This window comes from Marinobacter nauticus ATCC 49840 (assembly GCF_000284615.1).
Lineage (GTDB): Bacteria > Pseudomonadota > Gammaproteobacteria > Pseudomonadales > Oleiphilaceae > Marinobacter > Marinobacter nauticus.
Genome location: NC_017067.1, coordinates 3592720 through 3619143, shown reverse-complemented (window position 1 = coordinate 3619143; position 26424 = coordinate 3592720). Strand labels below are relative to the sequence as shown.

At 59.3% G+C, this 26424-nt stretch carries 21 protein-coding genes; 9 read left to right on the top strand and 12 right to left on the bottom strand.

All coding sequences use genetic code 11. The features are described from left to right. Positions 1-126 precede the first annotated feature (126 nt). Positions 127-1857, top strand: coding sequence for an alkaline phosphatase D family protein (locus tag MARHY_RS16735; RefSeq protein WP_014422875.1), 1731 nt, complete (start codon positions 127-129; stop codon positions 1855-1857). A gap of 103 nt (positions 1858-1960) precedes the next feature. Next, on the top strand, positions 1961-4693 hold the full coding sequence (locus MARHY_RS16730) for a cation-translocating P-type ATPase (RefSeq protein ID WP_014422874.1): 2733 nt from the start codon (positions 1961-1963) through the stop codon (positions 4691-4693). Here the strand turns inward: MARHY_RS16730 and MARHY_RS16725 are convergent. After that, on the bottom strand, positions 4674-7094 hold the full coding sequence (locus MARHY_RS16725) for a phosphoketolase family protein (protein WP_014422873.1): 2421 nt from the start codon (positions 7092-7094) through the stop codon (positions 4674-4676). The genes MARHY_RS16730 and MARHY_RS16725 overlap by 20 nt on opposite strands. 180 nt (positions 7095-7274) lie before the next feature. Here MARHY_RS16725 and MARHY_RS16720 point away from each other — a divergent pair, with 180 nt between their 5' ends. Further along, positions 7275-7565, top strand: coding sequence for a type VI secretion system PAAR protein (locus MARHY_RS16720; RefSeq protein WP_014422872.1), 291 nt, complete (start codon positions 7275-7277; stop codon positions 7563-7565). Here MARHY_RS16720 and MARHY_RS16715 read toward each other — a convergent pair. Next, positions 7562-10165: an EAL domain-containing protein gene (locus MARHY_RS16715; protein ID WP_014422871.1), complete on the bottom strand. Its 2604-nt coding sequence runs from the start codon at positions 10163-10165 to the stop codon at positions 7562-7564. The genes MARHY_RS16720 and MARHY_RS16715 overlap by 4 nt on opposite strands. A 229-nt stretch (positions 10166-10394) precedes the next feature. Between MARHY_RS16715 and pbpG the strand changes: the two genes are divergently transcribed. Both pbpG and MARHY_RS16705 read left to right on the top strand, forming a co-directional pair. Beyond that, positions 10395-11321, top strand: coding sequence for a D-alanyl-D-alanine endopeptidase (gene pbpG, locus MARHY_RS16710; protein ID WP_011787012.1), 927 nt, complete (start codon positions 10395-10397; stop codon positions 11319-11321). Between the two features lie 16 nt (positions 11322-11337). Beyond that, positions 11338-11817 carry an asparaginase domain-containing protein gene (locus tag MARHY_RS16705; RefSeq protein WP_011787011.1) on the top strand — a complete coding sequence of 160 codons (480 nt, stop codon included), beginning with the start codon at positions 11338-11340 and terminating at the stop codon, positions 11815-11817. A 10-nt stretch (positions 11818-11827) separates the two neighbouring features. On the opposite strand, the gene MARHY_RS16700 is transcribed toward MARHY_RS16705, so the two are convergent. From MARHY_RS16700 to MARHY_RS16685, 4 genes are all read right to left on the bottom strand, one after another. Continuing rightward, on the bottom strand, positions 11828-12523 hold the full coding sequence (locus tag MARHY_RS16700) for a pseudouridine synthase (protein WP_011787010.1): 696 nt from the start codon (positions 12521-12523) through the stop codon (positions 11828-11830). Then, entirely contained in the window at positions 12523-13551 is a 1029-nt protein-coding gene (locus tag MARHY_RS16695; RefSeq protein WP_014422870.1) for a metal-dependent hydrolase, read from the bottom strand. Before MARHY_RS16695 ends, MARHY_RS16700 begins: the two co-directional genes overlap by 1 nt. Before the next feature lie 120 nt (positions 13552-13671). Continuing rightward, positions 13672-14409 (bottom strand): THxN family PEP-CTERM protein, encoded by a 738-nt coding sequence (locus tag MARHY_RS16690; RefSeq protein WP_014422868.1) that lies wholly within the window; start codon positions 14407-14409, stop codon positions 13672-13674. A 154-nt stretch (positions 14410-14563) separates the two neighbouring features. Next, positions 14564-15796: a lytic murein transglycosylase gene (locus MARHY_RS16685; protein WP_014422867.1), complete on the bottom strand. Its 1233-nt coding sequence runs from the start codon at positions 15794-15796 to the stop codon at positions 14564-14566. A gap of 219 nt (positions 15797-16015) precedes the next feature. On the opposite strand from MARHY_RS16685, the gene MARHY_RS16680 reads away from it, so the two are divergent. Then, entirely contained in the window at positions 16016-16912 is an 897-nt protein-coding gene (locus MARHY_RS16680) for a response regulator (RefSeq protein ID WP_011787006.1), read from the top strand. Between the two features lie 11 nt (positions 16913-16923). Here MARHY_RS16680 and phoR read toward each other — a convergent pair whose 3' ends face one another. The 5 genes from phoR to MARHY_RS16655 all read right to left on the bottom strand — a co-directional run bounded on the left by phoR (position 16924) and on the right by MARHY_RS16655 (position 21202). After that, entirely contained in the window at positions 16924-18246 is a 1323-nt protein-coding gene (gene phoR / locus MARHY_RS16675) for a phosphate regulon sensor histidine kinase PhoR (protein ID WP_014422865.1), read from the bottom strand. An 86-nt stretch (positions 18247-18332) separates the two neighbouring features. Further along, positions 18333-19025: a phosphate regulon transcriptional regulator PhoB gene (phoB, locus tag MARHY_RS16670; protein WP_011787004.1), complete on the bottom strand. Its 693-nt coding sequence runs from the start codon at positions 19023-19025 to the stop codon at positions 18333-18335. Between the two features lie 121 nt (positions 19026-19146). Further along, positions 19147-20031 (bottom strand): 4-hydroxybenzoate octaprenyltransferase, encoded by an 885-nt coding sequence (gene ubiA / locus MARHY_RS16665; RefSeq protein ID WP_014422863.1) that lies wholly within the window; start codon positions 20029-20031, stop codon positions 19147-19149. 66 nt (positions 20032-20097) lie between these two features. After that, the gene (locus MARHY_RS16660; RefSeq protein ID WP_014422862.1) at positions 20098-20664 is read right to left on the bottom strand and encodes a chorismate--pyruvate lyase family protein; all 567 of its coding nucleotides are present in this window, start codon (positions 20662-20664) and stop codon (positions 20098-20100) included. Then, complete coding sequence (locus MARHY_RS16655) at positions 20645-21202, bottom strand: hypoxanthine-guanine phosphoribosyltransferase (RefSeq protein WP_011787001.1); 558 nt, start codon at positions 21200-21202, stop codon at positions 20645-20647. Before MARHY_RS16655 ends, MARHY_RS16660 begins: the two co-directional genes overlap by 20 nt. A gap of 280 nt (positions 21203-21482) precedes the next feature. Here MARHY_RS16655 and MARHY_RS16650 point away from each other — a divergent pair, with 280 nt between their 5' ends. From MARHY_RS16650 to tesB, 3 genes are all read left to right on the top strand, one after another. After that, positions 21483-21650: a rubredoxin gene (locus tag MARHY_RS16650; protein WP_008173532.1), complete on the top strand. Its 168-nt coding sequence runs from the start codon at positions 21483-21485 to the stop codon at positions 21648-21650. A gap of 15 nt (positions 21651-21665) precedes the next feature. Continuing rightward, the gene (locus tag MARHY_RS16645; RefSeq protein WP_014422860.1) at positions 21666-22823 is read left to right on the top strand and encodes an NAD(P)/FAD-dependent oxidoreductase; all 1158 of its coding nucleotides are present in this window, start codon (positions 21666-21668) and stop codon (positions 22821-22823) included. Between the two features lie 125 nt (positions 22824-22948). After that, complete coding sequence (gene tesB, locus MARHY_RS16640; RefSeq protein WP_014422859.1) at positions 22949-23809, top strand: acyl-CoA thioesterase II; 861 nt, start codon at positions 22949-22951, stop codon at positions 23807-23809. Here tesB and MARHY_RS16635 read toward each other — a convergent pair. Further along, complete coding sequence (locus MARHY_RS16635) at positions 23776-26337, bottom strand: EAL domain-containing protein (RefSeq protein ID WP_041655656.1); 2562 nt, start codon at positions 26335-26337, stop codon at positions 23776-23778. The genes tesB and MARHY_RS16635 overlap by 34 nt on opposite strands. Between the last annotated feature and the right edge of the window lie 87 nt (positions 26338-26424).

Here is a 26424-nt window from a genome sequence, read left to right as displayed (position 1 = left end):
ATTTGCCACAGCCCTGTCGCAATCCGGCAACGCGTTCTTCATATCTCTGGTCTAGCTTTTCAGGCCAACCGGTTTTGGTTTCCGGACACGATAAAAAGCATATGACGAACATGACAGGGGTGGACAATGGCTAGACTGACGAGACGGGATTTTCTGAAAGCATCGGCACTGGGTATGGGGGCGGTGGCGATTTCCACCGGCCTGGCGGGGTGTGTGCTGGACAGCGACGACAAACGGCGGGTTGATTTTACCCATGGTGTGGCCAGTGGCGATCCGCTACAGGACAGCGTTATCCTCTGGACCCGTGCCGTGCCCGAGCGTGGCAGCAAGGTGAAAGTAGGTTGGGAAATCGCCACCGATGCGGAATTTTCCTCGGTGGTGCGTTCAGGTACTGCAGAAACCACCGAAGCCCATGATTTCACCATCAAGGTGGATGCCCAGGGGCTGATGCCGGGCCAGCGTTACTATTACCGGTTCCGCTCCTCGGGTGCCACCTCTCCCGTAGGTGCCGCGACTACCTTGCCGGACGGATCGGTAGAGCAGGTGCGACTGGCCGTGGTGTCCTGCTCCAACTACCCGGCCGGTTACTTTCACGTATACCGGGAAGTGGCAAACCAGGCGGACCTGGATGCTGTGATTCATCTGGGCGACTATATCTATGAATACAGCAGTGACCAGGACAGCTATGCCTCGGAAGATGCCCAGGCTTTGGGCCGGACCTTCCCGGAAAACAATAACCGGGAGTTGCTGACACTGGCCGATTATCGCCGCCGGTATGCTATTTACCGACAGGATCCGGATCTGCAGCTGGCCCATCAGCGGTTACCGTTCATTGTGGTGTGGGACGACCATGAAGTGGCTAACGATACCTGGCGTAACGGTGCTGAAAATCACGATGATTCTGAAGGCGATTTTGATCAGCGCAAGCTGTCGGCGCTGCAGGCCTTCTTCGAGTGGATGCCGATCCGACCGGTGATCGAAGGTAATGACGAGGCCATCTATCGCAGCTTCCATTTTGGCGACCTGGTGGATCTGCATATGCTTGATACGCGCATTATCGGGCGCGATCAGCAGCTGGATTACCTGAATTATCTGAGTGAAAGCGGGCTGAATGCACAGCAATTCATGGCCGATGTGACTGATCCAAACCGGACACTGCTGGGTGCTGAACAGCGTTTATGGTTGCAGAACAAGCTGGCCACGTCGTCCGGGCGATGGCAGGTGCTGGGGCAGCAGGTGTTGATGGGGCGTATGGATTTGCCTGCGGAATTGTTGCTGGGTATTGCCACGGGGAACGTTTCGGAACTGCCGCAAGCCCTGGCGGAACTCGCGACTATCAAATTCCGAGCCCTGCAGGGCGACCCCACACTCACCGAGCAGGAACTGAGCCGAATCAGCACGGCCGCGCCCTACAATCTCGATGCCTGGGACGGCTATCAGGCAGAGAGAGAAGTTGTTCTTGGCATGGCGCGGCAATTGGACAAAAACCTGGTGGTGCTGGCCGGAGATACCCATAACGCCTGGGCCAATAACCTGAAGGATATGAATGGCAACCAGGTGGGTGTGGAATTTGCCACCGCCTCGGTGTCTTCTCCCGGACTGGAGGACTATCTGGGACTGCCTGATGCCCTAATTGCCGATGCGGAGCAGGGCATTGGCCTGCTGGTGGATGGCCTGGACTATCTGAACATCAATCAACGTGGTTATATGGTGGTTACTTTCACTCAGGACGAAGCCCTGGCTAACTGGTATTTCGTGGATACCGTCAAGAGCCGGGAATACACGGTTGATAACAGTCGGTCTGCGGCGCGGAAGACCTTGCCGGGTGCCGGGAACCGAACGGTCGATCCGGTATAGCCAACCGGGCGCGGCTATACCAGCCTTCGGTTTGACCTGGCGCATTGGCGGTATCGGCAGAATCCTGTGTAGTTGACCCAGACCTTAGGCAGGGAGCAGGGATATGTCAGAAGTCAGCACGCCAGGTTCACAGCGGACACTAGCCGGGGGCGCACAGTCTCAGCCCTGGCATGCCCTGGCCGCAGAACAGGCGCGGGTTCTTCTGGAAGCGCCGGAGCCTTTGACCGACGAAAGTGCGCGGGCCAGGTATGAGAGGTTTGGTCCCAACCAGTTGCCAGAGGGTAGGACGTCCGGCCCCCTGGCCCGGCTCGGTCGCCAGTTACGTAATTTCCTGATTTATGTACTGCTGACCGCAGCGGCCATCACCGGTGCTCTCGGACACTGGGTCGACGCCGGGGTGATTCTGGCGGTGGTGATTGTCCAGACCCTGGTCGGCTTCATCCAGGAAGGTCGGGCCGAGCAGGCATTGTCCGCTATCCGTCATATGCTGGCTCCCCGCGCCCGCATTGTCAGGGCCGGCGGCCAGCATCAGGTGGATGCCGGCGAGCTGGTACCTGGTGATACCGTGCTGTTGGAGGCTGGTGACCGTGTGCCCGCCGATCTTCGCCTGGAAAAAACCAACAACCTCAAGATTGAGGAAGCTATCCTGACGGGCGAATCCGAGGCGGTGGACAAGTTCCCCGATCCGGTGGAAGAGCAGTCGGCCCTCGGCGACCAGACTGGCATGGCGTTCTCCGGCACCATGGTGGCCACGGGCACCGCCCGGGGCGTTGTCGTACGTACCGGTATGCATACCGAAATCGGCCGCATTTCCGGCCTGCTGGCTGATACCACCAGTCTTAAAACTCCGCTGCTGGAACAGATGGACCGGTTTGCGCGGGGGCTTTCTCTGATTGTCATCGCCACCGGTATTGTCATCTTCTTTGGCGGCCTGGCGTTCAGTGGCCTGGAATTCCGGGAGCTGTTCATGGCGGTGGTGGGGCTCACGGTGGCAGCCATTCCGGAAGGCCTGCCGGCCATTCTTACCATTACCCTTGCCATTGGTGTACGCCAGATGGCCCGTCGCAAGGCGGTGGTTCGCCGGATGCCTGTGATCGAAACCCTGGGTGCGGTATCGGTCATCTGCTCCGACAAGACCGGCACGCTCACCCGTAACGAAATGATGGTGACCGCGGCTGTGACCGCCGACGAGCGTTATGAGATTACCGGCGAAGGTTATGGTACCGACGGCAGGGTCTGCCGGGAGGGCCAGCCGGTCACCGGCGATGGGGTGCTGGCTGAGCTTGCCCGGGCGGCCGCGCTGTGTAACGACGCCAGCATTATTGGCAAAGACGGGCAGCCTTCTATCCATGGTGACCCCATGGAAGCCGCGCTGAAAGTGTTTGCCGGTAAGGCGGAATTTGACCATGTTAACAGTGCCTCCGCCTGGCCCCGGGTGGATGAGATTCCCTTCGATACCCGCATACGGTTCATGGCCACATTGCATCACGACCATCACGGCCACGGTATTGCCTATCTCAAAGGCGCTCCGGAACGGATTCTGGCCATGTGTGAGCGCCAGGTATCCACCGACGGTGGAACGGAGCCGCTGAGCACGGAGCACTGGGAACGGATCATTACGGAAATGGCTTCCGAAGGCCTGAGGGTGCTGGCACTGGCGCGCAGGCCAATGGCGAAAGGCAGCCGGGAACTGGTGCTGGAAGAGCTGGAACAGGGCGCTGAATTGCTGGGGGTGGTGGGCTTGCTGGATCCGCCCCGGCAGGAGGCTATCCGCGCTATCAAAGAGTGCCACGATGCCGGTATTCGGGTGAAGATGATTACCGGCGACCACGCCCTGACGGCCGGTGCCATTGCCCGAAAACTCGGGCTGCGTAATGCCGACCGGGTACTGACCGGCAAAGAGCTTGATGACCTGGATGAAGATCAGCTCCGGAGTCTGGCCGGAGAGGTGGATGTGTTTGCCCGCACCAGCCCCGAGCACAAACTCAGGTTAGTGAAAGCCCTGCAGGCACTGCATGGTGTGGTGGCCATGACCGGTGATGGCGTCAACGATGCCCCGGCACTGAAGCGGGCGGATGTTGGCATTGCCATGGGTGTAAAGGGCTCGGAGGCGGCCCGGCAGGCGTCATCGGTGGTGCTGCTGGATGATAACTTCGCCAGCATTGCTGCGGCTGTCCGGGAAGGGCGCACGGTTTACACCAACCTGCGTAAGGGCATTGCCTTCATGCTTCCGATTAACGGGGGGGAATCCGTCAGCCTGATCACCGCCTTGTTGCTGGGGCTCACGCTGCCCATTTCCGCCTTGCAGATTCTCTGGGTGAATATGGTCAGCTCGGTGCTGCTGGCCATGACCCTGGCGTTTGAGCCGCCCGAGCCCGGAGTCATGCGGCAACCTCCCAGACCACGGGACGAGTCCTTGCTGCAGGGATTTGTGGTCTGGCGGGTGGCGTTTGTATCCCTGCTGTTTCTGGTGGGTATCTTCGCGGCCTGGTTCTGGGTGATGCATCGTCATCAGGACCCGGTGCTGGCCAGCACTCTGGCGGTCAACACCCTGGTGGCGATGGAGGTCTTCTACCTGTTTGCGGTGCGTTATCTCGACAGTGCCTCGATTACTCTGCGGGGGGTGCTCGGCACCCCCGTTGTGCTGGCAGCGATCGCAGCGGTCGTGGTATTGCAGCTGTTGTTCACCTACCTGCCGTGGTTCCAGCACACCTTTACCACTGCGGCCCTGAGCCTGGAGCAGCTGGCGTTTTCCGTGGTGGCTGGTGTTGTGGTTCTGCTGGTGTTGGAACTGGAAACTGCGATACGTAACCGGGTCAAGGCAGTCCGCGGGTAATCACTCCCGGATCACCTCGGCCCTCCACTGCGGCCAGTTCGGCGCTGGAGAGCCATTCTCCGGGAGGTTTGTCCATCACCTCGGCGCAGGCCGCCAGGGCATGGCCCCATGAGCAACGGTTGGCGAACAGCATGCCCGCTTCATTCAGGGTACCACCCCGATTGATGTAGCCCAGTACCCGGGAATGGCCGGGCTGCGGGAACAGCGTGTGCAGGTGTCCGCGAAACACTTCCGGCCGCATATGAGTCAGGGCAACCCGTCGGTGCATGCGATGGGGGAACAGACGCTCCCGCTCAAACTCGGTCAGGCAGGAGGTGGCTTCCATCGGATCCCGAGGTTGACGGAAGCGCCCGGGTTCCTGCAGATAGACCAGCCGGAACGGTGTGCCGGTCTCGCGCAGACGCTCGCAAGCCCGTATGGCCTCGGAAAGCTGATAGGCGCCATTGGCAATCAGCAGCAGGGGCTCCTCGCCGGCCGAGGTATCCTCGTCCACCACCAGGGCGCCATGTCGTGCCAGTGCTTCGGCTTCACTGCCATTGAACACGCACGGGCGCTCCCGTTTCGGGATGACGAGGCAACTGATGCGGCCCCGCTCCCGGTAAACCGATGGCAGAACCGCCAGTGCGCTGTTGTAGTCAGCCGGGAAAATCACCCGGGAGACATCACTCATTTCTCCCAGCAAAGCCTCACAGAAGCTGGTGTCCTGGTGGGATTGTTCGTTCTTGCCGTTTTCCCAGGTATGCGAGGTGGCAATCACTGGCAGTCCCAGCCATTGGGGTGGCCGGCCCACTTCCTTTTGATGGCGGGCGAAGATCAACTCCTGCCGGATAGCGCCGAGCATTTTCACGCAGAAGGCTTCGTAGCTGGCCACCAGGTTCAATCCTGCCTTGTTGGCCAGGCAGGCAGAGACGACCGCCTCTTCATTCAGTGCCGTAATGATCTTGCCGTGTACTGACTCGGCCTCGTTCTCCGGGTCGTTCACGCGGTGCTTGAGGCTGTCGAGCACGCCTTTGAGTCGATTGCTGGCGAGTTCGTCCGGGTTGCCGACCCGGGGCCGGAGTTCCGGGTTGTCCGCGACCAGCGCCTTGAAGAATTCATCAACGGCGGTCATGGGGGAACATTTGTTCTGAGCCCAGGGCAAAACCGGAATGGCGGGTTCGGCGGGGCGGCGCAGCGCCAGCGGGTGATCCCGCTCCAGTGGCCGGCCCTGTTGGCTGTGTTCATTCAGCTCGGATACCGCCAGGTTCAGCTCCTGCGGTTTTACCCAGAGCGGTGTTGCGTATTCATTGAACAGCTCCCGGGATATGGCATCCATACGAGGATTGCCGGGCAGAGGCAGATTGTGAGCTGCGTTTTCTCCGGCGCCATAGAAACCATAGCCTTTCACGGTCTCTGCGATACCGTAGGGTATGCGAACCGGGTAGCCGGTCTCACCTTGTTGCGCAGCGGTGCCATGGGCTGCAAGTGCCTGCTCCATGTCGTACATGGCACAGACGAAGGCCGCGGGATCACGGCCGTCAAATCGTACCGGATCAAAGCCCCGGTGTTGCAGGTGCTGCTCAAACCGTTCCAGGCCCTCACGGGTACCAAGCTCGGTTCGTTGTTCAATGCGCCGGCCATTGGCAATCATCACCGGCAAGACCAGTCCGCAGTCCTCGGCGCGCCACCATCGGGGTATCCAGTCACTTCCGCGCTGTTCTTCGGCGGCGCCGTCGGAAAGGAAGGCCACCAGAGATTCACCGGGCAGAGGCATATGTGCGTACTGCAGCTCTGCAAACCCAAGGTAGCCGCCTTCGATAATGCCCCCGGCGGTATGGGGGTTTACGTGGCTGCCCAAGGGAGCGGCCATCGTGCCGTCCGGTTTCTGGCGATAGCTGTAGAAGTCGGATGCCAGTCGAGATAGTCCCTCAGGCGCCAGGTAGCGGGCGCGTTGCTCGGGATGCAGATTGCCGGTCAGAACGTTGAGTGCATCCACGGCAGCCACACAATGCCCTTGTCCCATCAGCCAGCTGCGGGTTGTTCCGGTCAGGTTGTTGAGGGCCAGGTAGGCCGCGTAGGCAGGCACCATGTTCAGGGCGCCTCCGGTATGGCCTTCCGGCGAAGCCTTGAAATCCTGGGCGACCAGGGGTGCGCCGGCAATGTCCACCCGGTTGCAATAGGTCATATGCACCACCAGCCACAAGCCGGCGCTGGCGAGCCGGTCCAGGGCAATCAGCTTCCGGTAAACCGTGTCTTCATCCGGTTGGTGCCCGGCGCTGACCAGTTTGCCGGCCAGTTCCCGGACTCTGGCGGAGGTCTGTTCGGAGTGCCGGATAACGCCATAGCCCTGCTGCCAGCACTGGAAGGCTGAGCCTGGTGTTGCCTCGTTGGGCGCCGGAGCTTGTTCAATTGGCGATGACATGACGGCCTCCATGGCTGATGAGTGTGAAAGAAGTGTAGAACGGACCGCGGGCAGCCCCCTTGATGCAGGTCAGTCGTATCTGCATCTTTTAGCATGCACTGAGCTGGTGCGGGGCTTGGGTCCGTGCGGATTTCGGTATAGGATGGCGGTTCTGGACTCAATGATGAAAGGAATCAATCCATGAGTAAGGCCATTGTATTGCTGGGCGATCTCGGTATGGACCATCAGGGATTTCCGCCCACACCGGTGATTGCCGGTTCCCCCGATGTTCTCGTTGACGGCAAACCGGTTGCCCGGGTTGGCGATCCGCTGCAACCCCATTCAAAGCCCAAGCACCCGCCCCATCCCCGGGCCATTGCGGCCGGTTCCGGTACCGTGATGATCAATGGCAAGCCGGCTGCGGTAACCGGTAGTGCCGTATCCTGCGGGGGCGTTACCGTTGGCAGTGGAACGGTGATTATCGGCAGCTAACGGGTTTTGTGTTCCAGGCTGAATGGGCGGCCCCAGTAATAACCCTGCCCCTGCAAGCCCGGAAACTGATGCAGCCAGAGTGCGATGGTTTCGTCTTCCACGCCTTCGACCACCACATCCAGATCCAGGGCTGTGCCCAGCTCCAGGGCCGCACGCAGAATTTTCTGTCTTGAGGGATAATCCAGTACACCCTCCAGGAAACTCCGGTCGATTTTCAGCTCATCCAGCTCGAACTGTGCCAGGGCGCCAAGTGATGAGTGGCCGGACCCGAAGTCATCCAGTGCAATCCGGAAGCCCATCGCGCTCAGGGTCCGGATAGTACTGCGGGCCGTATCCGGGTCGGTCATCATGGCGGTTTCAGTAATCTCCAGGCTGACATTGGCCGGTTCCAGCTTGTGTCGTCGAACGATGGCACCTGCCTCCTCGTGGAACAGGCTGTGGGCCAGGTCCTTGGCGGAAATGTTCACAGCTACGGTGATATCGCGGCCATACTGTTCACGGAGCTGGTGACTGTCCCTGCAGGCACGGTCCAGCACCCAGAGTGTAACCGTGTGAATGATCCCCACTTCCTCGGCCAGGGGAATCCACTGGCTGGGCGATATCCTGCCGAATTCCGGGTGCTGCCAGCGAATCAGGGCTTCCAGTGAGCCAATCCGGCCATCGCGGATGTTGATCTTGGGCTGGTACTCCAGCCACATTTCGCCGGAACGCAGCGCTTGTTCCACATCCAGCATCAGCATTTGCTGGCGGTATTGCCATTCGGCAATGGCCGGATCATAAACCACCAGCGGCAGGCTCTCATCCAGTGAAGCAAAGCCGGCACAGGCGAGTACGCCGGCCGGTTCAGCACCGTGTTCCGGGGCGTGGGCGACGCCAACCGAGGCGGCCCAGGAAAATGAAAAACGGCCTTCGCGGAAATTCTCGGACAACCAGCGGCTGATGGCTTGCAGACGTTGTCTCTCCAGCGCCTCGTCGGGGTGGCGCAACAGGGCAAAGGCATGGTTGACGGTGTCCAGGGTAGCCACGCTGTAACCGTTGATCATGACCAGTTGATCGCCCACCGTTTGCTTGAGATACCGGTTGAGTTGTCGGAGATACTGCTTCAGGAGCTCTTCTGCGGCACGGTAGCCCAGGGCCTGTTCCAGTTCATTGAACCGGGCCAGGCGAATCATGCACAGGGTGTAGGGGGTTTTATGGCAGTCCAGAGCGCCCAGGGTTTCCTCCAGCATGGGCCGATTGGGCTTGCCGGTTACTCTGTGGGTTTTCAGTAAACGGTCATAATCGCGCTCGATGCTGGCCCGGAGTTTCTGTTCCTCCTGAACCCGTATGTCTGAGCTCATGCGTTTCTTGCGTTCTTCCAGCAGTAATTTACCCACACCACTGGTCAGGATCAGGGAGCCGGTTGCGGCGCCCAGGAAAAAAGCAGAGTCAGTCAACGCATTCACGGGCAACCAGCCAACGGTGCGAAGTGATGAGGTGACAGCCCCGATCACGATTGCCAGCACCGACAGGGCATAGTAGCGGGCGTAAACATGGCTGTTCAGCTGCCGTAGGCTCAGGGCAAAAATGAATAGCCCGCCGATGGCGCTGCTCATCAGGAAGGCGTGTTGTCCCAGGAACTGAAAGCCCAGAGGCGCAGCCAGCAGGTGCGCTCCGGCAAGGAGGCTGAAGGCCCGGAGTATCCGGGCCTCAGTGCGGGCCAGCTGGAGAAAATGCGGGGTAAATTCGCAAAGCGCGATCAGACACAGCGGCAGACTGATGTTGAGCAGGGCATTGAGCTCTGGCACTGCCGGCCAGATCAGCCACAGCCCCAGGCCATCCATCACCAGCTGACTGTAGATAACGCTGATCATCAGCACGCTCAGCCAGGCCAGGCCTGGTCGGCGGAGCTTGGCCACAATACTCAGGTTGAGTAAGAGTGCAAACACCAGCAGACCGGTGACAAACGACTTCCAGGCGGTGATGGCGGTGCCGGCACCGAGAGCCTCGGCGCTGTCTGACAGAATGACCGGCAACAGTACCGGGCCGTGATTCTGCACTTCCATCAGCAGGGTGGTGGTGCCCGGTTGCAGCGTGACCGGCCAGACCCACTGCGGTAGCGCCAGGAATCGTTGATCGAAGGGGTATCGGTCGCCCATGGCGGGTAGGTGTTCGATGCTTCCGTCCGGGTGAATCAGGGCAGGTTGCAGGTGATCCAGGTAGGGTGCGGGCACCGTCACCTGGCTGGTCGCAGGTTCTGACGCCGGGTTCTCAAGTGTCAGGCGGAAAGTTGCGGGCTTGTAGGGGTAGCCGATTCCGGAATAGCGGGTATCCGTGCGGCTCCAGGCTTGGGCTTGCCAGAGTTTGTCTTGCAGTACCTTGCCCAGAGGATGGATCAGATATTCGATCTGGCCTGCGATGTGAGGGCCGTTTGTGTCGCTGTTGGTCTGCACCGAAGGACTGACCGAAAGAGTCGGCGGATCCTGCCAGAAGGTCGTCGCAAGTCCGTAGGTAATGGCCAGGAGAAGGATGACAAACGGGAACGACTGGTGCAGCCACGCCGGTAATCTGTCCGAGCGGGTTTCCCTGGAGAGAGTCTGGCCGAGCGACGGAGAGTCCATCCTGAACGCATCCTGAAACTGGAAAGCGGCACCGTTACACTCTGGTTACAATGATTAACGAGATGTAACGAATTGATTTGATTAATATTTTACAGGAATTTAAGATTTTTTGCATTTGCTGTTTAAAACGCATGATTGAAAATGAGACCTGCGTTCGGCCCGTCTGCGCTGATATAGTTCGCGCTATTGACCCATTCCTTGTTAAGGCCTGAGAGGCAGGTAGTTCACCATGCGTTATTCCGTGTTTGTCACTGTTGTCGTCTTTTTCCTGGCGGTGTCCGGCCAGAGCCTCGCCAGTCCGGAGCGGGCGCCGAACCTGGCGTCGGTGCAGGCAGCGGCGGCCGAAGTTGGCAAAGAGGGCCTGCTGTTCGGTAAGCACGCCGATCGCCCGGTACCGGTGGCGTCGATCACCAAGCTGATGACGGCACTCGTGGTGGTGGAATCGGGACAGGATATGGACGAGTGGCTGACGTTCGAGGAGCGTCATGTCGAGGCTGCCGCGAACGCCTGGAGCCGCATTCGGGTGGGCTCTCAGCTTCGGCGCCGGGATGTGCTGCGGATTGCCCTGATGTCATCCGAGAACTTTGCTGCCTACACTCTGGCGCGTGTCTATCCGGGTGGCTTCGACGGTTTTGTTGCCGCGATGAATGCCAAGGCAAAAGCTCTGGGGATGCTCCAGACCCGATTTGTTGACCCGACCGGTCTCTCTACCGACAACGTGTCCACGGCCGCCGATCTGGTGATCCTGGCACGTGCTGCGCTCAAGCATCCTGAGATTCGTGAGGCCTCTACCACCGGATACTACCGGGCCGAATTCCGGAAACCCCGGTACAGCCTGTCGTTTGGCAATACCAATGCGTTGGTGCACCGGGACAGCTGGGGCGTGAGCCTGAGTAAAACCGGATACCTGACAGAGGCGGGGCGTTGTCTGGTGATGGTCTCTGAGATGAACGGAACACCGGTAATCACGGTTTTGCTGGACTCCCTGGGTACCCGGTCTCCGATGGGCGATGCCGGCCGAATCAAACGCTGGCTTGCCACCGGCCAGCCAGGCTCGGTGGCATCGGCCGCGAAGCGTTATGCACAGGAAAAGAATGCAGTTCTGATGGCGGCAGAGGCGAAGCAGTCTCGGGCCACCACAGCGTCCTCACAATAAAGGAACAGTTCAGACCATGATTGAGATACTGACCACCGGTGGCACCATCGATAAGGTCTATTTTGATGCCAACAGCAAGTTTGAAATCGGTGACAGCCTGTTACCGGAACTGTTGACGGAATCCAACATCCACGACGGCTACGAGATTCGTCCCCTGATGCGGAAGGACAGCCTGGAACTGACCGATGAGGACCGTCAGGCCATTCTGGAAGCGGTCAAGGCTTCGGCCTGCCAGCGTATCCTGATTACCCATGGCACCGATACCATGGCGCAGACCGCCGAGGCACTGAAATCGGTAGCCGATCGCACGATTGTGTTGACCGGTGCCATGCAGCCCGCGCGGATGCGGCGCACCGACGCTATCTTCAACATCGGCTTTGCCTGGGCCGCGGTGTCGCTGTTACCGGCGGGGGTCTACATCGCCATGAACGGCGAGGTGTTTGAAGCAGGTTCAGTGCGGAAAAATCTGGCAGCCCAGCGGTTCGAGCGTGCCTAGGCCGAGGCCTTCACTCTGTTACTGAGCGGATTTCCTGATAGGTCAGTGCCCGGAATTCTCCGGGCGCCAGCTTATCATCCAGTTCAATGCTGCCGATACGGAAACGGTGCAGGGCCTCAACACGATTGCCAACCGCCGCCAGCATCCGTTTGACCTGGTGGTAACGGCCCTCGCCGATGGTCAGGTCGATCAGCTGGTTGTTGTGTACACGAACTTCGGCGGGTCTGGTCTCTGTGGTTTCACCGTTCAGCATGACTCCCTTCTCAAGTGCCCGGCAGGCCTGTTCCGGGATAGCCTCAGCCAGCCAGACCCGATAGCTTTTGCGGCATTCCCGCCGGGGGGATGTGACCGCGTGGGACCATTGGCCATCACTGGTCAGCAACAGCAAGCCAGTGGTGTCCTTGTCCAGCCGCCCGGCGATATGAACCCGACTGGCCAGGCCGCGGGGCAGCAGGTCGAGTGCCGTTGGCTGGCTGCTGTCGGTGGTGGCACTGAGCACTCCGGCGGGTTTATGCATCATCAGGTAGATATCGCCGGGTGGGTTAACCGGTTTTCCATCAAGATGAACGGACTGTTCGGCCTCCACCTGGCGATTGGCCTGTCGGCAGGTTTCGCCATCCACCTTCACTCGTCCCGCTGACACGACCTTTTTCGCCTCTTTGCGGGAAAGCTCTGTACCGTTGCTCAGATATTGATCCAGCCGCATCAGCAGGAGCTCCCGTGGTTGGGAGCAGACAGCGTGGCCAGGCACAATACCGGTACCTGGCCGGTCATTCGATTCCACAACAGGGGCAGGGCGGCCCGGTTCAGCGCCGGGCGGGGCAGGCGATCGCTGGCCAGTGGCTGCAGTCCGTCTTCGGCGGTTTCCGCCAGGATGAAGGTGAAAGGGTGAGCGCCGGGTATGCCCAGCCGGATATCCGTTGCGGTTATCTGAGTGCCGTTCTGCTGGTAGTCCAGGAAACCGCCGGTAAACCATTCCAGCCGCCGGGCCTCTGGCAGCTCGGCGACAAGGCGGGCAAGCTCTGGTTGCCGCGGGAAGCGTTCCAGTACCAGCTCGTCGCTGGCATCGAGGAAACCGGTCACTACTTCGATTCTTTGCCCGGCACTGACCGCTGTGGCACGCCACAGAACGGTGTTGAATGGCATGGGTTGAACCATCAGGGCCGCCTGTTCCATACCGGCGTTCGCCAGCGCCGGTCGCACCCGATCGGTGATGATCTGTTGTGCAATCAGGGTCCAGCCGAGATAAAGGCTGGAAACAAGTAATCCGGCGGCAACGGTTCTCGACGCCGGTGGGCGATACAGAAAGGCCAGGCAACCCGCCAGTAGTGGCAAGGTATAGAGCGGATCAATAATAAAGATACTGTTGATCGCTACGGGTGGGCCGATGGGCCAGAACAGCTGGGTGCCGTAGGTGGTAAAGGCATCCAGTAATGGATGCGTAATCAGTATCAGGCCAACCAGTGCCAGCCATCGCTGATAGGAAATGAGCGGTTTCCAGCGCCACAGACCCCAGGCGATGAGCAGAGACAAGGGTGCCAGAATAAACAGGGAGTGGCTGAACCCCCGGTGCTGGGTAAAGTTGGCAACGGCTGTGCCATAGTCAATGACCACATCCAGGTCGGGTAATGTGCCGAGCAATGCGCCGGTCAGAAGGGCCGATCGCCCCAGGGTTTTGCCGGCAACAGCCCCCGCAATGGAAGCGCCAAGGGCGGCCTGTGTGATGGAATCCATAGTATCCCGATTCGTGGTGACTGGGTGATACCAGTATTATGCGCGGATTCGGGATTCAGATCACGGGAGGGTAGCAGAATCGCCGGCAGCACAAGGTACTGCCGGCGAAGCAGATATTGCTCAGAGCTTGCGGCGGCGCGCCAGGCCCAGACCAGCCAGACCGAGTCCCAGCAGCGCGAGAGTGCCGGGTTCCGGTACGGAGCGAACATTCAGCTTGGCCAGCAGATCCACAGAGGTTGCTTTGCCTTCCTGGGTTTCAATTTCATTCAGGCCGTTGGCAAAGCCAAGCAGAGACAGGGAATAGATGTTGGAGCCGAACTGGAACTCGGAACTCTCGATCATGTTGTCGAGAATGACGACATCATCAACGTCCTGCTCGACGCTCCAGCAAAACACCCACCAGCATTCCTGACCGACATTCGGTGTCTCATCATGGATGAAATCAAAGGTGTAGGGGCCAGTTACCTTGCTGTTGCTAGCCGTTGTGGAGAACGTGGCGAATACATCGAGGCTCACGCCGGTAATGCTTTCACCGGTAATGCGGTTGTTGAAATGGGTAAAGGTTCCCAGCACAAACGGATCGTCTGATGTGATGGTCTGTGGCAGGCTGTTCGGGCCCTGAAAACCATAGCCACTCTGCGGGCCCTCGCTGCAGGTTTTCCACCACAAGTGCCCGGTGCAGCTAACCTCGCCGGTTCCCCAGCGCAGGGTATCAGTACCTACGCCCGTAACGTTGCTGCCATTGCTCGGAGCGTTCCAGGTTCCTGAAACCGATTCGAGGTCCACCGGGAAGGCCCAGGCAGTTGCGGCGAATCCAAATGTTACCGCCGCTACGATTCCTTTCATCATTTTAAGCATTGTCCACACCTTAACTACTCGCAGTTGTAGGATTGCCTGGAAATGGCCAGGCACTGCCAAGGTGTGTAGCTAAATGCGTGCCAGTATTTTTTATCTATGAAATACAATGCCTTATAGCGTAGCATTTCTCTAGATGTAAAAAAACTGGACGCTTTCAGGAGCCGCTGTAAACTCCGAGAGCCGCTAATACCTGTTCTGATGGAAAGCCGTCAGCCACCAGGCCCTCCGCCTTCTGGTACGCGCGAATGGCCTTGCGGGTATTGGAGCCCAGTATGCCGTCGGGTTCCCCGCTCGGGTAGCCTTTGTCATTCAGAGCCTGTTGGAGCTCCAGCACCTGATTTCTTGACAGCGCGGGCTGGTCTTCCGGGGGAGGGTTCTGAAGCTTTCCGGCGCCGGCAATCCGGTCGGCCAGGTGGCCAACGGCAATGGCGTAGAACTCGGATCGGTTCCAGCCCATGATCACCCGGAAATTACTGTATACCAGAAAGGCCGGGCCCTGATGGCCGCTGGGCACGATCAGGGCCGCTTCAATGGGTTCGTTGGCCAGACGGTTACCGAAGGCATCGGTGATCCCCATCTTGCGCCAGTCAGCCAGGGGCAGGCGACGGCCATCGGCCAGACTGAAATCAAAGTTGTCGGGTAACAGCACCTCCCGCCCCCATCGATAGTCGCCATCCCAGCCCATGGACTCGAGAAACCGACCGGCAGACATCATGGCGTCAGGCAGGCTGTTCCAGAGATCCCGGCGCCCATCGCCATCGGCGTCGACCGCGTGTTTCAGGAATACCGTCGGCATGAACTGCACATGGCCCATGGCGCCGGCCCAGGAGCCTTCCATCTGATCAGCGGGAATAGCGCCTTCGTCAATAATCCGCAGGGCAGCGATCCATTGCTCTGTGAAGAAGCTGCTGCGCCGGGCATCGCAAGCCAGGGTGGCGAGGGCACTGGGCACCTGCATCTTGCCGAAGTAGCTGCCATAGTTGGTTTCCAGACCCCAGAATGCGGCCAGATAGGGGGCGGGAACACCGGTTTCCGCGGTCACGCGGTCCAGGAGTTTACGGTGTTCTGCCAATAATTCCCGACCTTTGCCGACCCGGGCGTCGTTAACCCGTCGGTTCAGGTAGTCGGCAAAGGTGGTGGTAAATTCGGGCTGTCTTCGGTCCAGCTCAATCACTCTGTCGAGGTGCACCACGCCGGCCATCACCGACTTTACTGTGGATTCACGCACACCGGCGGCGACGGCTTTCTCTCCGAGCGCCTGTTTGCATTGCTCAAACGCCGGTGTGGCGGTTGTTTCGGTTTCTGCCCTGGCAACCAGCGCCAGCGTGCTCAGGGAAATCGCCACCAGTGTACGGCGAATGGCAGTCCGGGAGATCAGGTCAGGCACGGGAATCCTCGCAATAGAATCGTTTGGGCATCGGCTGCCATGTTAGCGCGTTTTCCGTGTCGGGAAATACCGCCATAGCCTACAGTGCCACGTGTTTTTTTCGGTTGGGAATGGTCCCGGTGAACGCCGGTTTTGTCGTCTTTTTGTAGCACTTAGGTCACGTCAAGACCGGGATGTTCTATAGTTGGAGCATGAGTGGAATCCGGAGCAGATGTCGCTATGGCAATACTGAAGGCGCTGGTGGTCGACGACGCCAGTTTTGTGAGAGATCTGGTGAAACGGACAGTGCGACAGCGCTTTCCCGTCATTGAAACCACGGATGCCCAGAATGGCCGGCGTGCCCAGTCCCTGATGTCCAGAACCAGTTTTGACCTGGTGCTGTGCGACTGGGAAATGCCGGAGATGTCCGGGCTGGAACTGCTGCAGTGGATGCGCCAGCAACCGCAGTACCAGAAGGTGCCGTTCATCATGATTACCAGTCGCGGCGACAAGGATCATGTTATTGAGGCGGTCAAGGAAGGGGTTTCTGAATACCTGGGCAAGCCTTTCAGTCCGGATGGGCTGAGTAAGAAAATCATCAAAGTGATGGGTCGCCGCCTGAAGGACGCCATGGATCGCAGCGGCAAATCACTGGAAGGACCGGCGGAGGCGTTCAAGGAGTCCGCCGCCTTGCTCACCCAGAAGCGGGAGGCGCCGGCATCCAGGCCCGAAGCCTCAAAGCCTGAGCCCGTTGCTGATAACCCGCTGCTGAATGCAGGTAGTGCAAAAGCGGCGACCGGCAAGCCTCAGACTCGTGGTGTCATGAGTATGGCATCTGTGAGGTTTTCCGACAGTACACTGAAATCGGTGGTCAAGGATATCAATCTGACGGAAGTGCGGGTGATCGCCAAGCGGGATCAGGAATTCCCGGGGATTCTCGATCAGGCGGTGGTGGATATCGACATGGGCGATGGCCAGATGGCGCGTCTGAACGGTTACGTGCATCAGTTGCAGGCTGTGGACAAGCGCCAGGATACCGACTTTGTCAGTGTCACTATCCGTTTTGTCGATGAAGACCCGAAGAAGCTGGAGGATCTGTCACGATTTGTGGCCAGGTTCCGGGCCTCAAACCGCTAACTGAGGGCGCCTCAGTCCTCCGGAACCTGTTCGGGAATCCTCTCGACCAGGCGCTCCCTTGGAAAATGGCAGATAAATTCGCTGCCTTCGCCGACTTTGCTGCGAATTTCCAGGTTGCCGTCGTGATTGATCAGCACATGCTTGACGATAGCCAGGCCCAGGCCGGTTCCGCCGGTGTCCTTGTGGCGACTGGGGTCGGCGCGATAGAACCGTTCGGTCAGCCTGGGGATGTGGATCGGGTCAATGCCGATGCCGGTATCCTTCACCGACAGGTGGGCGCCGTCGCGATTGGTGCTCCAGGCAACTGTGATGGCTCCGCCGGCCGGTGTGTATTTCACCGCATTAAACACCAGGTTGGAAAACGCACTGCGTAGCTGGCTTTCATCGCCCTGCAGCAGTCGGTGGTCACTGATCTGAACCGTGATCTGGTGGCCCTTGTCGCCGCTCAGGGCCCGGGCATCATGACAGATCTGGTTCAGCAGGGCGTCGACATCGGTCAGGGTGTCATCCACCGTATGCTCGCCGGTTTCGATACGGGACAAGAGAATCAGATCTGTGATCAGGGCCTCCATCCGTGAGGCCTGTGCCGCCATGGTATTGATAGCCCGGCGCCACTTGGCAGGCAGCTCATCACCATGATCCACCAGGGTTTCAAGGTAGCCACTGATCACGGTCAGCGGTGTGCGCATTTCATGGGAAACGTTGCCGACAAAGTCGCGCCGCATTTGTTCAAGCTGATACAGCCGGGTGACATCCTTGGCCACGATCAGTCGGTCATCGTCGCCGAACAGGCTGATCTGGATCTGCAGATGGATGTGGGGCTTGGCCGGTGAGTTGATTTCCAGGGGCTCGCGGTAATCCCGGGTATCGAAATAGGCCTTGAATGCCGGGTTGCGGATCAGGTTATGGATGTACTGACCCTGATCGGTGCTGCGGCGGAAACCCAGCAGGTATTCGGCCGAGCCGTTCCACCACTCCATGGCGCCACGGGCATCGGTCATGATAACGCCGTCGCGCATGGCGTTGGTGGATTCCTGAACCCGGTTGATACGGGCCCGCAGGCGATCCTGGGTCATCAGGTGGTTCTGGTTCAGCTTGTGCAGGCTGTCGAAGATATCACCCCACAAGCCGATGCTCTGGGGCGCTTCGTCGGAAGCGCTGGGGTTGCCCAGCCACTGGTAAAGGCGCCGGGCCTGGACCAGGGTCCACCAGAGATAGGCAACAAGTCCCACCAGCAGCCCGTAGAGCGGCTCGCCGAAATAGAACCCCACCAGTGTGGTGCCTGCGAGCGCGGTGATGATCAGTCTCAGGTAACGGGACCAGTTGTGTTGCATCCACTACTGCCTTGTCGTGTTGCCGGCGCTGATGCCGTGATCGCCGGACGATGAGGGGCGGTCCGGAGCTGTCGTCAGGGAGTAAATCAGGCCACTTTGGTGGAAAACCGGTAGCCCGTTCCCCGCACGGTCTGAATCAGATGATCGTACCTGTCTCCCAGCGCCTTGCGCAGGCGGCGGATGTGAACATCGACGGTGCGTTCCTCGACATACACGTTGCCGCCCCAGACCTGATCCAGCAGTTGAGACCGAGTATAGACCCGTTCCTGGTGAGTCATAAAGAATTGCAGCAGGCGGTACTCGGTCGGGCCCATATTAATGGCACCGTCGACCGTGGTCACACGATGGCCGATCGGGTCCAGGGTCAGACCGTCCACTTCGATGGGGCTGTCGACACCCGGCGGTGTGGCACGACGCAGAACCGCTTTCAGGCGGGCTACCAGCTCACGTGGGCTGAACGGCTTGGTGATGTAATCGTCGGCACCGACTTCCAGGCCCTGAATCTTGTTATCCTCTTCCACCTTGGCGGTCAGCATGATGATAGGGATATCGGCGGTGGCCTCTTCTTTCTTCAGCCGGCGCGCAAGTTCGACACCGCTGGTGCCCGGCAGCATCCAGTCCAGCAGGATCAGGTCTGGTTGCTTGTCGATAATCAGGGCATGGGCTTCACGGGCATCCGCTGCCTCCAGGTAGTCGTAATCCGCCATTTCGAGCGCGACCGCAATCATTTCACGGATAGGCGCTTCGTCATCGACGATCAGGACAGTTTTTCCACTCATATGCATCAACCTGTGTCAGACCTCGGGAGTTCTCTGATCAGAGGTGCGAACACACTCCCTTGTAATGTTGCCGAGTCATTACAACGCGTCTTTGTTACAAGTATATGACATGGGCGGGTAGTCAGAACGCCAGATCCAACGCCAGACCCAGAAACACTGCAAAGCCGGCCCAGTTGTTATTGAGAAATGCCTTGAAGCATCCTTCCCGGTTCCGCTCCCTGGCCAGGTACTGGTGGTAGACGAAGAGCGTGGCCATGGCCACAACGCCGAGATAATAGAAGGAGCCCAGTTCCGCCCGCTGGCCCACCATCACCAGAATCACCACCACCATGGTCTGCAGCAGAGCAATGATCGCCCGATCTGCATCACCAAACAGGATGGCTGTCGATTTTATGCCGACCTTCAGGTCGTCATCCCGGTCGACCATGGCATAGAGGGTGTCATAGGCGACCGTCCAGAGCACGTTGGCGGTAAACAGCAACCAGGTGAGCTGACTGAGCTGGTTGGCCTCAGCTGCCCAGGCCATGGGAATGGCCCAGGAAAAGGCGGCGCCCAGAAACAGCTGGGGCAAATGGGTGTAACGCTTCATAAACGGGTAGATAAAGGCCAGCAGTGCACCACCGAATGACAGATACAGGGTCAGGGTGTTGGTGAACAGCACCACCATCAGAAACGACACCAGGCATAGCCCGGCAAACAGGGCGACGGCTTCCCAGGCACGGACCCGGCCGGCGGTGAGCGGGCGGTCCTTGGTGCGTTTGACATGGCGATCCCAGTCCCTGTCGGCAAAATCGTTGATAGCACAGCCTGCCGCCCGCATGAAGAAAACGCCGAGGGTAAAAATCACCAGATTGGCAAATGACGGGGCCCCCTCGGCCGCCAGCCAGAGTGCCCAGTAAGTTGGCCACAGCAGCAACAAAGTGCCGATCGGGCGGTCGATGCGCAGCAGGCGTGCGTAATCAGCGAGGCGGGCATGAACGTGGGTGGGCAGGGCGATCTGCAACATAGGAACTGGTATCCGCGTGTCGATGCGTGAGAGTGCATCCGATTATAGCCAGCGGCAGCGGTAGGGTTAACCCCGGCTGGGCGACTGGTATAACCGGGGCAGAAGATATTCCCCCACCAGAAGGGCGCAGGAACCCCGGTGGAACAGGGATCTGCGGGCAAGACGAGGGTGGCCGTTGCTACGGACTTTGCAGAGACCTGTTTCCAGAGGCCCCCGCTGCCACTCCGGGCTGCTGAACAGATAGGCACCCAGGGGCTTGTTGCCAAGATTGCGCAGGCGGCGGCCGTGGCCATGCAGACAGTTCTGCGGGATCACTGTCCGGGCCAGCACCCACGGACGGCCGTCACCGCAAAGGCGAACTTCCCGTACCCAGGCGAGCTGGCGCGGTGCCAGGTTCAGGCGCTTGGCCTCTTCAGGGGTTGGGGGCGAAAAACCCTCCCTGATAATCTCAACGTGAAAGCGCTCCTGACATTTTTGCTGCAGGGCCCGGGTAAACGATCCCTCTACCGTTAGCCAGTAGCGGGCCGCGCCATGAACCTCAGGACAGTAAAGGCCGGCCGCCGCCAGCGACCGGTACCAGAACGTGGGAGGTATGCTCAGCTCGGGGGGCTGGTCACAGTCCTTTAACGGCATAGATTCCCGGAGCGTTGCGCCAATAGCCTTTGTAATCCATGCCATAGCCGAACAGGAATCGATCCTCAACGTAAAGGCCGGTAAAGTCTGCCTTCAGGCCGGGGCGTGCCTTGCGATCGTGCTCCTTGTCTACCAGCACCGCAGTCAGGACCTCGCTGGCACCATGGGCCAGGCAGTAATCTGCAATGGCGCACAACGTCGTACCCTCGTCCAGGATGTCGTCGACGATCAGAACCGTGCGGCCTTTCATGTCGGCTTCTGGCTGCAGCTTCCATTCCAGAATGCCGCCGGTGGTCTCCTGACGGTAGCGGGTGGCATGCAGATACTCGGCCTGAACCGGAAATTTCAGTCGTGGCAGGAGCTGACCGGTCAGGATCAGGCCGCCGTTCATGACGCAGAACAACAATGGGTTGCTGTCTTTGAGGCGATCGGTGATGGCGCTGGCCATGGTGTCGATGGCGGCATGCACCTGCTCTTCGGGAACCAGGCAGTCAGCGTCTGCCATGACCTGGTTCATTTCAGCGACGGTATCGGTCATAACGATCGGGTCCTGTCCAAAACGGCGGATTATACCGAAGTAGGGCGATCGAAGGGAGGGGCGCGGCGGTATTGCAGGTCTGTAATTGTGGCTATTGGCAGAAAACCCCGATCAGGGCTGTCGGTGGTGGCATTGGTCAATGCCGGTGTCGCGGTTATGATGGCAGCCAATCGGGTGAGTGGTGGTCGGCTGGAACTCGGTCGCATTTTGTGACCTTTCTGCTTGATTGCTCTATTGTTCGACAATAATATCCTCGCAGACAAATCGGTGGGAGCTAGTTATGAAGAAGTGGCAGTGTGTGGTGTGTGGTCTGATTTACGATGAAGCCGAGGGTTGGCCGGAGGACGGTATTGAGCCTGGCACCAAATGGGAAGACGTGCCCGAGGATTGGGTTTGCCCGGACTGCGGTGTGGGCAAGGAAGATTTTGAAATGATCGAAATCGGCTAAAGGCAGGACAGAGTCATGACCGAGCAGACACCTATTGTGATCGTTGGTACCGGTTTGTCGGGTTACTCACTGGTACGGGAATTTCGCAAACTGGATAAGGAAACCCCGGTCATTATGGTGACTGCCGACGACGGCGTCAGCTATTCCAAGCCTATGTTGTCGACCGGCTTTACCAAAGACAAGGACGCGGATGGTCTGGCCCAGGCCAACCCCGAGGCTATGGCCGAGCAGCTGGGGGTGGAGATTCGTCCCTGGTCCACGGTTACGGGCATTGATACCGATGCCCATGAGCTCAAGCTGGGCGACCAGCGCATACGTTATGCCAAGCTGGTTCTGGCCTGGGGCGCCGACGTTATCCGCCTGAGTCTGGATGGTAACGCGCAAGACCGGGTTCATTCCATCAACGACCTGATGGATTACCGTGCCTTCCGTAAAGCCCTCGCCGAGGGCAAGCGGGTCGCGATTATGGGGGCGGGCCTGATCGGGTGTGAGTTTGCCAATGATCTGCGCAATGGTGGCTACGAAGTGGACGTTATCGCCCCGGACTCATCTCTGATGCCCAGCCTGCTGCCGGAGGCAGCCGCCGGTGCCGTGCAGGCCGAGCTGGAGAGGCTTGGGGTGCGGTTTCATTTGGGGACGGTGGTTGAGCGGGTAGAGAAGCAGGGCAGTGGTGTCGAGCTGACGCTCGGTAATGGTGAGCAACTCCAGGCCGACCTTGTTGTCTCTGCAGTGGGGCTGCGCCCCCGCACTGAACTGGCCCTCGAAGCCGGGATCCGTTCCGGCCGGGGTATTCAGGTGAACCGGGCTCTGGAAACCTCCGCACCGGATGTCTTTGCCCTGGGTGATTGCGCCGAAGTGGACGGGCGCGTTCTGCTTTATGTGCTGCCGTTGATGGCCTGTGCCCGGGCGCTGGCGAAAACACTGGCCGGTGCGCGCACGGAAGTCAGCTATGGCACCATGCCGGTGATGGTAAAAACACCCTGTTGCCCGACCGCAGTCTGCCCACCGCCGATGGATGCCGAGGGCGAATGGCAGGTGGAACAGGACGGGGCTGATGTCAAAGCCCTGTTCCGGAGCCCGAACGGCGACACGCTTGGCTTCGCGGTGACCGGCCGGTTTGCTCTGGAAAAGCAGACACTGGCGAAGGAAGTCCCTCCTATTCACCGGGACTGAAGCCTGCGGCTACCAGTGAGGTTGGCTGGTAGCCGATTGCCGTCTTTGGCAGTTTCAGCCGTTGCGAAATTTTCCTGTCTGGGGTAGAAAACCCGTTCGTGAGCTAACAAAAGACAGGAGCGCGCATGCTGGATGTAACCCGAAAACTGGTGGAGTTGCTGGATCTTTCCCCGATCGGAGACGATCATTTTCAGGGCGACAGCGAGGATCTGGGCTTTCCGCATGTATTCGGGGGGCAGGTTCTGGGGCAGGCCCTCATGGCGGCCAGCCGGACTGTCGAAAATCGCCTCTGCCACTCCCTGCACGCCTATTTTCTGCGCCCTGGCAATCACAGCATGCCGATCGATTATGAAGTCCAGCGGGTTCGGGATGGCGGCACGTTCTCGGTGCGCCGGGTGATTGCCCGTCAGGACGGCAAGGAAATCCTGACCGGTTCCATGTCGTTCCAGGTCGCAGAAGACGGATTGGACCATCAGGTTGCCATGCCGACAGCGCCGGACCCCGATACGCTCAAGTCGGAGCAGGACTGGGGCAAGCTGATCGCAGATAAAGTGCCGGAGAAAATGCGGGACATGCTGACCCGTGACCGGCCCATAGAGATCCGTCCGGTAGACCCGATGAATCCATTCAAGCCGGAAAAGCGCCCGCCCCATCGCCAGAACTGGTTTCGGGCCCTCGGACCTTTACCGGATGACCCGGTACTGCATCGGTGTCTGCTGACTTATGCCTCTGACTTCTCCTTTCTGGGAACGTCCCTGACTCCTCACGGGCGCACCTTCATGAGCAAGAACATGCAGGTTGCCAGCCTGGACCATGCCATCTGGTTTCATCGGGATTTCCGTATGGATGACTGGCTACTTTATGACAAGGACAGTCCGAGTGCCTCGGCGGGCAGGGGCTTCAATCGGGGAAATTTCTTTACCCGGGATGGTGTTTTGGTGGCCTCCACCACTCAGGAAGCACTGATCCGGGAACGTAAGGCCTGAGGATTGTAGTTGCCGAGCCAGTCAACCATTTCGTTAAAGGGTAGCGGTCGGGTTAGGAAGTAGCCCTGTACCAGATCGCACCCCATGTCGTGCAGCAGTGACAAGGTTTCCTCATCCTCCACCCCCTCGGCCACCACGGTGTAGCCGAGGCTGTGGCACATATCGATGGTGGTGCGCACGATCACTCTGTCCTGCTCCCGTTCCGCGATATCGGTAATCAGCGAACGGTCGATCTTGATTTCTCCAGCTGGCAATTGCTTGATGTAGGACAGGGATGAATAGCCGGAACCGAAGTCGTCAATGGAGAGGGGAATGCCTGCGGCATCAAGCGCATTCAGCGCCCGCAGGGAATTGGTGGGGTCCTGCATCATGGAGGTCTCCGTGACCTCGAAGGTGATGGCCCCGGAGTGGATCTGGTAGCTTTGCATCAACCGTTGCACGAACACGGCAAAATCCGGTTCCCGTAGATTGTTGGGCGAGATGTTGACGGCGATTCCGGCATCCCAGCCGATCTCCAGCAGCCGCCCGCGCATTTCCAGCGCCTCTTTCAGTACCCAGCGCGTCAGCGGTTTGATTAGGCCGGTCTGTTCGGCCACTGCGATGATTTCATCGGGCCGAACCGGCTGCTCCCGCCCTGGCCAGCGAATCAGTGCCTCAAATCCGGTAATGGCTCGGGTACGCAGGCACAGCTTGGGTTGCAGGAACAGCGTCAGTTCGTCGTGATCAATGGCGTGCCGCAGGTCGGAGACCAGGGTCAGTCGGTCGGCGCTGTAGGAATCCCGGGAGGATTTGTAGTAGGCAATTCCGCGGTCTCGGGCGCGGTCAGAACCTTCGGCAATCACCGCGCGGCGAATCAGGGTGTTGGCGTCGTTTCCATGAGTCGGGTAGAAAGCCACGCCCAGTTGCGGGTTCAGAGGAACCTGCATGCCAAGGAAATCCACCGGATAGCGGATTTCTTCAATGCTGCGCAGAACGATGCGGGGCACCGACAGCGCCTGGTCGGCATCCACCACAAAGGCAAAGGTTTGTGGGTCGAGGCTGGCCAGGAAGAAGGTTCGGTTGTCCGTCTGCTCCAGGGAGATGGCGCCGGGTACATCCTTGATCACTGCGTTGTAGTGTTTGGAGGCCAGTTCCAGTATGCGGTCGGTGTTGCGGTGGCCCAGAGTCTTGGTGACCGCATACAGGTTGTCCAGATGAATGATGACCACGCCGAAGCGTTTGCCGCGCTGGCTCCGGATCAATTCGTTCAGGCGCATTTCATAGCTGCTGCGGTTAGGCAGACCGGTGAGCGGATGATGCAGGGCCTGGTCCATCAGCCGGAGTTCGGCCGCGCGTCGGGCTTCAAGCGCCTTCAGTTCAGCCTCCTGGGCCAGCACTTTCTCCTGGCGTTCGTGATATATCCGGATGGCAAGGGCGAGGCTGAGGAGTATGGCCTGGAAGGCCGAGCCCAGCTGCATGCCATACACAGAGAAGAAGCTGGTGGCAATCAGACCGTACTTATTGGCGGCGGTAATGGCACTGCCCAGAGTGACGGCCCCCCAGGCCAGAGTGTAGTAAACCGCCTGTGGATTGCCTCTGGCCCACTGTATCGGTCCGACAACCGTTAACAGCAGGCAACTCGGCATGGCCAGAGCGACAGCCAGTCGGATACCCGTGCCATAGTCAATCACAGTTGTGGCAAGAGCAAGAGCCAGGGCGCCGTTTAGCAGGATAGTGCCGAGTATGAGTCGATCGAGTTGGGGGCTGCATTGCTCCAGTTTCAGAAAGGATCTGGCGAACATGAGTGTGAAAAGCAAGGCCAGTGGTATGGACAGGACCATGGCGTTGCTTTGCAGGCCAGGAAGCGCGGGCCAGATAAACTGGTAGGTAATACCGTTCAGGGTGCCGATCAGGATCAGGTAGCCCAGAGTCGAGAGTACGTAATAGAGGTAGATCGACTCCCTGAGCGCCAGGAATACAAACAGGTTGAAGCAGATGGCGGTAATCAGTATGCCGTAGTACAGGGCGTGAACCTGGCTTTCTACGGAGGTCTTCTCGAAAAAGCTGCGATTGTTCCACAGCCGTAGCGGCACCTGCATGGCACCGTCGGTGTCGATTCTCAGCAAGATGCGGTAGTCGTGACCGGCTTCAAGCTGGAACGGAAACAGGAAATGCGGATGCTCCACCGGGCGCTCCGAGAACAGCATGCGGTCACCGGTCTGGTAGTTCAGCTGGATTTCGCCGTCCCGTAACAGATAGAAATCGATCCGGTCGAGGTGCGGGTAGGTGATCTCCAGGAGATTGGTGGTCTGGGGACGGGTAATGGGGAACCTCAGCCAGACCTGGTCCCGGGTGTAACCAAAATTAGGCGTTTGTTCGTTCAGGATTTGCCAGTCGCCGGATTCCAGAGCCTGTTGCGGGCTGCGTTGGTCGTCCGGCGCCAGTCTCAGATACTCAATGGCTGGAATATAGCCATCACTGGCAGCCATAGCGGGAAGCGAAAGCGCCAGAAGAATCAGCAGGGCTGCCAGGGATCGGGCCAGTTGCATCAGAATCACAGGTTACCGTTCTTGTCGTTATGGCCTGAGTATGGCCTGTCGTCTGAGGCGGCTCAAGCCGTAACCGGCAGACTTTTG